Below are 6,769 nucleotides of genomic sequence, written 5' to 3' on the forward strand. Positions count from 1 at the left end.
GAGGGGTCATGACGAACCCGGATCAGAACACACTCACCCCCTCGGACGAGCGGAGCCCGCTCGACCCCGACGAACTGATCGATTGGTTCGCGAACACGGCACGCGACCTGCCGTGGCGGGGACCGGACGTCGACGGGTGGGGGGTGCTGGTCAGCGAGACCATGCTGCAACAGACCCCGGTGAACCGGGTGCTGCCGATCTGGCGGGAGTGGATGAGCCGCTGGCCCCGCCCCTCCGACCTCGCCGCTGCCCCCCAGGGTGAGGTGCTGCGCGCTTGGGGCAAGCTCGGCTACCCCCGCAGGGCGATGCGACTGCACGAGGCGGCCTCGGTGATCGCCACCGAGCACGGGGACCGCGTTCCCTCCGATGTGGACACACTGTTGGCCCTTCCCGGTGTGGGCACCTACACCGCGCGTGCCGTGGCCGCCTTCGCCTACGGCCGACGGGCCCCCGTGGTGGACACGAACGTGCGTCGCGTGGTCGCACGGGCCGTGCACGGAGCCGCCGACGCGGGCAACCCCTCCCCCCGCAAGGACCTGGCCGACGTCGACGCGCTGCTGCCCACCGACGACCACCGGGCCTCCCGCATGTCGGCGGCCCTGATGGAACTGGGACAGACCGTGTGCACGGTGCGCTCCCCCGGCTGCGAGATCTGCCCCCTGGCCGGAAACTGCGCCTGGCTGGAAGCCGGCCAACCCGCCTACGACGGCCCACCCAAGAAAGTGCAGCGCTTCGCGGGCACCGACCGCCAGGTGCGCGGACTGCTGCTGGACGTGCTGCGCGGCTCCGACGGCCCCGTCCCACGCGCCGAGCTGGACGCGGTGTGGAGCGACGCCGCACAGCGGGACCGGGCCCTGGACTCCCTGCTCGTGGACGGTCTGGTGGAACAGACCGAGGACGGCCGGTTCGGACTGCCCGGCGAACACTGACCCCCGGCGGTCGATCTCGAGTTGCCGAGCCCCCGGCAAGGGTTCAGGTTGGATCAACGACAGATCCTTCGCCAGGGGGGCCCATGCGTTCCGAGGGAGTGGCCGTCACCGCACGCGGCATCACCGCGCGCGGACCACTGGGACCGGTGTTCGAGAACGTCGACGTCGACATCCACCCCGGACAGCTCGCCGTGGTGGCCGGCCCCTCCGGAACGGGCCGGACAGCGCTGCTGCTCGCCCTGTCCGGGAGACTGCGCCTCGTCGCGGGCAGGATCGAGGTCGACGGGCACCGGCTGCCCCGACACGCCCGGCACGCCCGCCGACTGATCGCACCGGCGAGGCTGGTTCCCGGTTTCGAGCTGGAAGAGCGCTGGAAGGTCCGCGAGGCGATACGCGAACGCCGCATCACCGCCGCGACCACCGAGGAGGACATCGCGGCCTCCTTCGCGCTCGTCGGCATCGACCCCGACCGCCGAGCACCGCTGTGGACACTGCACCCGGCTGAACGTCTGCTGCTGGCCGTCGCCCTCGGGGTGGCACCGACACCGGCGGGACTGCTGGTCGACGACGTGGAGCAGGGACTGCCGGAGGCCGCACGCACCCGGGTGTGGGCGGCGCTGCACAGGATCAGCACCCACGGGATCACGGTGATCGCCAGCACCACCGACCCACCCCGGACCGACGTCGAGCCGGTGGTCAGACTGCCCCATCCGGATCCCGAACCCTGCCGGAACCCGGGAACCCGACCGGACACCGGACTTCCTCCCCCGGCGGGACAGTTCACCGGAGCCGAGCTCGTCTCCCCCGGCGAGCACGCCGCCCCGGGACGCGAGGTCGACCAGCCGGACCTCTTCTCCCTCGTGGACGACGCCGCCGAACACCCCGACACCCCCGCCCCCGCCGTCGAGGACACGGCGGAACTGCCCGAACCGGAAGAGTCCGACTCGGACTCCGAGGAAAACGGACCCCCGCGATGAAGGCCATCAAGCTCGCGCTGCTCGAACTCCGCAGGTTCCGCGGGGGCGTACTGCGCCCCCTGGTGCTGGTCGCCCTGGTACTCGTCCCCCTGCTGTACGGGTCGCTGTACCTGTGGTCCAACTGGGACCCCTACGGCAGGCTGGACCGGGTCCCCGTGGCCGTGGTCAACCGGGACCAGCCGGTGGAGGCCTCCGGGCAGTACATCGACGCCGGAGAGCAGTTCGTCCAGCAGCTGCGCGCCCGCCGCACGTTCGAGTGGCACTTCGTCGGAAAGGACGAGGCACGGCGTGGGCTGCGCCAGGGCGACTACTACTTCACCATCACCGTCCCCAGCGACTTCAGCGCCAAACTCGCCACCGCCACCCGTACCTCTCCCCAACGGGCCAGCCTGCGCATCACCAAGAACGACGCCAACGGCTACATCGTCGGCATCATGGCCGACACCGTCGAGGTCGAGCTGCAGAACCAGATCAACGCCGCCGCACACAGCGCCTACGCTCGTGCCCTCTACGACGAGCTGGACACCATGCGGGACAAGCTCTCGAACGCCTCCCGCGCCGCCGACGAGCTCGTCGAGGGAACCTCACTGGCCGTGGACGGCACCTCGGGCGTCAACGAGGGGCTGTCCGGGGCGCTGGACAGCTCCCGCAGCTTCTCCCGGGGAATCAGCGAGATCTCCACGGCGGCCGACCAGCTGGACCGACGGCTGAGCGCGCTGACGCACCTGACCGCCGAGAAAACCCCGGCGGCGATGGACGAGGCCGTGGACACGAGCTCCACCGTGGTGAACGGACTCGGCACCCTCGCCACCGCCACCTCCTTCGTGACGGACCGGGCGTCGAACGGGGTGAGCGGACTGGAGGAACTGGCGCGGAAACACCCCGAACTGGCCGAGGACCCCGTCTACCGCAGAACGCTGCGGAACGCACGGCGCGTGGCGGGCACCACCGACAGCATGGACGACCGGGCCCACGAGGTGCTGTCCGAGGCGCAGCGGACCCAGTCCCGACTCACCGCGCTGCGGAGCAACGTCTCCGCGATACAGCAGCGGATCAGAGCCGTCTCCGAACCCGCCGACCGGGTCGCCACGGGAACCTCGGCGTTGAGCAGCGGGGCCAGCACGCTGACCAACAGCCTGGCCACCCTGGCCTCCAGCGGGGACACGCTCGAAGCCGGCGCGCGACAGCTCAACGAGGGGGCCACCGAACTGTCCGGGCTCGTGGAGCAGAGCCTGTCCCGTGTCCCTCCCACGAACCCGAGACAGGTCGCCCAGGCCGCCGACGTCCTCGGCTCCCCCACCACCATCAGCCAGGACAACCTCAACCCCGCCCACGTGTACGGCCGTGGTCTGGCCCCGTTCTTCTTCGCGATCGCGCTGTGGGTGTTCGGCCTGTTCGCCTACCTGCTGTTGAAACCGGTGAACCAGCGGGCGCTGGCCGGACGGACCCGGGCCGTGACCATCGCCCTCGGCGGATGGCTGCCCGCCGCCCTGCTCGGCGCCCTCGGGGCGAACGTGCTGCTGGCCGCGGTCGGATTCGGTCTGGGACTCGACCCGCTGCACCTCTGGCCCACGGTCGGGTTGCTCACCCTGGCCGCCACCGCCTTCGTCGCGATCGACCATCTGCTGCGCACCGCGTTCGGTGTGGTCGGTGACGCCGTGTCCCTCGTACTGCTGATCATCCAGTTGACCGCCTCCGGCGGCCTCTACCCCATGGAGACCACACCGGCCCTCTTCCAGGCGATCCACCCCTACCTGCCCATGACCTACCTGGTCGACGGGCTGCGCGTGACCATCTCCGGAGGACTCACCGAACACCTGGTACGTGACCTGCTGGTGCTCGGCGGTTTCCTCGTCGCGGCGCTGACCCTCACCACGTTCGTGATCATCCGAGAAAGGGTGTGGACCGTGGGACGGCTGCATCCTCCGGTGGAGCTATGACCTCCGACCGTGCGCGGGACGCGTGCCGGTCACCCGTGTGAGCCTCCCCCGGCGGGGTCGTCCGTTCGGGAGGGGATCGTGAGTCGGGCCAGCACGGCCCGGTGGTCGGTCCCGCGCAGTGTGAAGGTGCGGTACTCGCGCACGGCGGTGTCCCCACTGACCAGCACGTGATCGAGCGTGACCGGCGGGGCCCAGGGACGTCCCAGTTCCGGCCAGGTCGGAGTCAAGCCGCGGCCGGTCAGCTCGGCGGCGTCCGAGTAACCGCGCCCCAGCAGTTTCCGCAACGGCGTGTGGTCCAGCGTCGCGTTGAAGTCCCCGGCCAGGATCCGCACCGGCCGCTGCCGATCGGTGGTCGGGGCGGGCAGCGAGGTGATCTCGTGCTTCCACCGGGTGGTGGTGTCACCCCCCACCGGGACCACGGGATGCGCCGCGACGTACTGCACGTCCCGTTCCCCGGGCAGGTCGACCAGGGCCGAGGGCTGTCGCATGGTGCTGTCGGAGACCAGCGAGAGTTCGCGCAGCGGATAACGCGCCACGATCCCCGAGCCGTCGCCGCCCCCCTCCGGGGCGAGCACACGGTAGGGCAGCGTCTCGAACAGGCCGGCCTCCCGCAGCTTCTCCACCATCCCCGAGTCCAGCTCCGGCATGCTCAGCACGTCCACGTCGTTGTCCCGCACCAGCCGGACCAGCTGCTCGGCGTCGGCCTCCCCGAAGTACACGTTCGCGCTCAACACGGTCAGGGAACTCCCCCGGACCGCGGTGGGCTCGTCGGCGATCACCCGGGGGGCGACACTGACGGCGAGCACCGCCGTCACCAGGCTCACCACCAGCGCGGTCAACCAGCGCCGCAGCGCCAGTGCCAGCAGCACCAGCACCCCACCGCCCACCGTGACGTAGGGCAGCACCGCGACGAGCGCCGAGGAGATCTGGCCGCGCTCCAGTCCGGCGAACCGCACCAGCGCCACCCCGCAGAGAAACGCGGCCGAGAGCACAAGCAGCACCGTGACCACCGGTCCACCGGGGGCGCGGCGGCGAGCACGCGCCGGTTTCCGCCGTGCGAACTCCGCGTCCTCCTCGACCGGATCACCACGGTCCCGCTCCGCCGCCTCACGTCCCATACCGCCACACCTACCGGAAAACCTTCCGGGCCGACCGGGGCTGTGTCACACCTCACCGGAGATGTCCCTCGACCGTATGCGGTCGGGAACGGAATCAGCCGAGGGTGATCCCCAGTGCCCAGCCGCCGAGACCGTACAGGGCGACGGGGATCAGTACGAGTGCGGCCAGGTTGAGCCACCAGCCCGCCTTGGCCATCTGCGGGATCGTCACGTAGCCGGAACCGAACACGATCGCGTTCGGAGGTGTCGCGACCGGCAGCATGAAGGCACAACTGGCCGCCACCGCGGCGGGCACGACCAGCAGCAGCGTGTCGGTGCCCAGTCCCAGGGCCACACCGGCCAGGATCGGCAGGAACGTGGCGGCCGTGGCGGTGTTGCTGGTCATTTCGGTGAGGAAGATGATCGCCGCCACCGCGGTCAGCACCAGCAGCGGCAGCGGCACACCACCGAGTGCCCCCACCCGGGTACCGATGAACGCGTCGAGCCCACTCGACCCCACGGCGGAGGCCAGCGAGAGGCCACCGCCGAACAGCAACAGGACTCCCCAGGGCAGTTCGCCCGCCGAACCCCAGTCCAGAGCGAACACTCCCTGGCGGGGATGAAGCGGGGTCGCGAACAGCACCAGGGCGGCCGCTATCGCGATCCCCGCGTCGGAGAGGTTGAGCCAGGGAAGCAGTTCGGAAAGCGGTTCGCGCAGGATCCAGAGAGCGGCGGTCAGCACGAAGACCACGAGGACGAACCGTTCCCCCCGGTTCATCGGCCCGAGTTTGGCGAGTTCGTTCCGGAACAGCTCCCGCCCGCCGGGGATCTCGGTGATGTTCGTCGGATAGATCACCATGGTCAACAGCAACCAGGCCAACACCAGAAGCACGGCGGCCAGTGGAAGTCCGAAAACCATCCACTGCGCGAATCCTATGTGAACCCCATGGTTCTCGGACAGGAAACCCGCCATGAAGAGGTTGGGAGGTGTGCCGATCAGTGTGGCCAGTGAACCGATGCTCGCCGCGTAGGCGATGGCCAACATCAGACACACCGCGAAACGCCCCGAATCGGTGTTCGTCGTAGCGGTGGCCGGCTCCGTGCCCTCCGCGACGGAACTGCCGTGGAGGTGTTCGAACACCAGACTCAGCACGGACATGCCGATCGGCAGCATCACCACGGTGGTGGCGGTGTTGCTGACCCACATGGACAGAAAAGCGGTGGCCAGCATGAACCCGCCCACCATGCGCACCGGGCGCGTTCCCACGGCCAGGACGGTGCGCAGGGCGATACGCCGATGCAGCCCCCAGCGTTGCATCGCCAGGGCGAGCATGAACCCACCCATGAACAGGAAGACGATGTCGTTGGCGTACGGCGTGGTCGCGTCCTCGATGTCGCCCACCCCCAGCAAGGGGAACAAGGCAACGGGTAACAGGGCCGTGGCGGCCAGTGGGAGCGCCTCACTCATCCACCAGACGGCCATCAGTGTTCCGACGGCGGCGACTCCACGGCCGGCGTGGGTCACCCCGTCCGCACCGTCCGGGAGTACCGTGTAGACCGCGATCGCCAGTAACGGACCGAGTAATCGTCCGATCCAGGCCCGCGTGGACACTCGAACCGGTTCACGTCCCGCACCGATCTCCGGGCGGGGGACAGAACCATCACGGCTCATGCCCTGCTTCATCGATTCCGCCAATCCTGTGCATCCGTCGGCACGGCTGCTGAAAACCGTACGGGACTGTGTAGCACAGTGGATCGGCGAAGGAGAGCCGATGTCTGTGGATATGAAAAAGCCCCCCACTGTGGGTGGGGGGTGGGGGTGGGTG

The 6,769-nt window shown here is 69.7% G+C and carries 5 protein-coding genes; 3 read left to right on the forward strand and 2 right to left on the reverse strand.

The annotated features are described in order from the left end of the window. The first annotated feature begins 8 nt into the window (after positions 1-8). The 3 genes from CEP50_RS16985 to CEP50_RS16995 all read left to right on the forward strand — a co-directional run bounded on the left by CEP50_RS16985 (position 9) and on the right by CEP50_RS16995 (position 3,846). Complete coding sequence (locus CEP50_RS16985) at positions 9-929, forward strand: A/G-specific adenine glycosylase (protein ID WP_106114933.1); 921 nt, start codon at positions 9-11, stop codon at positions 927-929. 83 nt (positions 930-1,012) lie between these two features. Continuing rightward, a complete protein-coding gene (locus CEP50_RS16990) occupies positions 1,013-1,906 on the forward strand; it encodes an ATP-binding cassette domain-containing protein (protein WP_106114934.1) in 894 nt (297 codons plus the stop codon). After that, on the forward strand, positions 1,903-3,846 hold the full coding sequence (locus CEP50_RS16995; RefSeq protein ID WP_106114935.1) for a YhgE/Pip domain-containing protein: 1,944 nt from the start codon (positions 1,903-1,905) through the stop codon (positions 3,844-3,846). Before CEP50_RS16990 ends, CEP50_RS16995 begins: the two co-directional genes overlap by 4 nt. Positions 3,847-3,875: 29 nt before the next feature. Here CEP50_RS16995 and CEP50_RS17000 read toward each other — a convergent pair whose 3' ends face one another. Next, positions 3,876-4,964, reverse strand: a complete 1,089-nt coding sequence (locus tag CEP50_RS17000; protein WP_106114936.1) for an endonuclease/exonuclease/phosphatase family protein — start codon at positions 4,962-4,964, stop codon at positions 3,876-3,878. A gap of 94 nt (positions 4,965-5,058) precedes the next feature. Next, positions 5,059-6,627, reverse strand: a complete 1,569-nt coding sequence (locus CEP50_RS17005) for an SLC13 family permease (protein ID WP_181188433.1) — start codon at positions 6,625-6,627, stop codon at positions 5,059-5,061. Positions 6,628-6,769: the final 142 nt, after the last annotated feature.

Origin of the sequence: Actinopolyspora mortivallis (genome assembly GCF_003001495.1) — a bacterium.
Classification (GTDB): Bacteria; Actinomycetota; Actinomycetes; order Mycobacteriales; family Pseudonocardiaceae; genus Actinopolyspora; species Actinopolyspora mortivallis_A.

What these genes read in the sequence shown, in the direction of transcription:
- CEP50_RS16985 (WP_106114933.1), top strand. Translation starts at nt 9, where the DNA reads ATGACGAACCCGGATCAGAACACACTCACCCCCTCGGACGAGCGGAGC.
- CEP50_RS16990 (WP_106114934.1), top strand. Translation starts at nt 1,013, where the DNA reads ATGCGTTCCGAGGGAGTGGCCGTCACCGCACGCGGCATCACCGCGCGC.
- CEP50_RS16995 (WP_106114935.1), top strand. Translation starts at nt 1,903, where the DNA reads ATGAAGGCCATCAAGCTCGCGCTGCTCGAACTCCGCAGGTTCCGCGGG.
- CEP50_RS17000 (WP_106114936.1), bottom strand. Translation starts at nt 4,964, where the DNA reads ATGGGACGTGAGGCGGCGGAGCGGGACCGTGGTGATCCGGTCGAGGAG.
- CEP50_RS17005 (WP_181188433.1), bottom strand. Translation starts at nt 6,627, where the DNA reads ATGAAGCAGGGCATGAGCCGTGATGGTTCTGTCCCCCGCCCGGAGATC.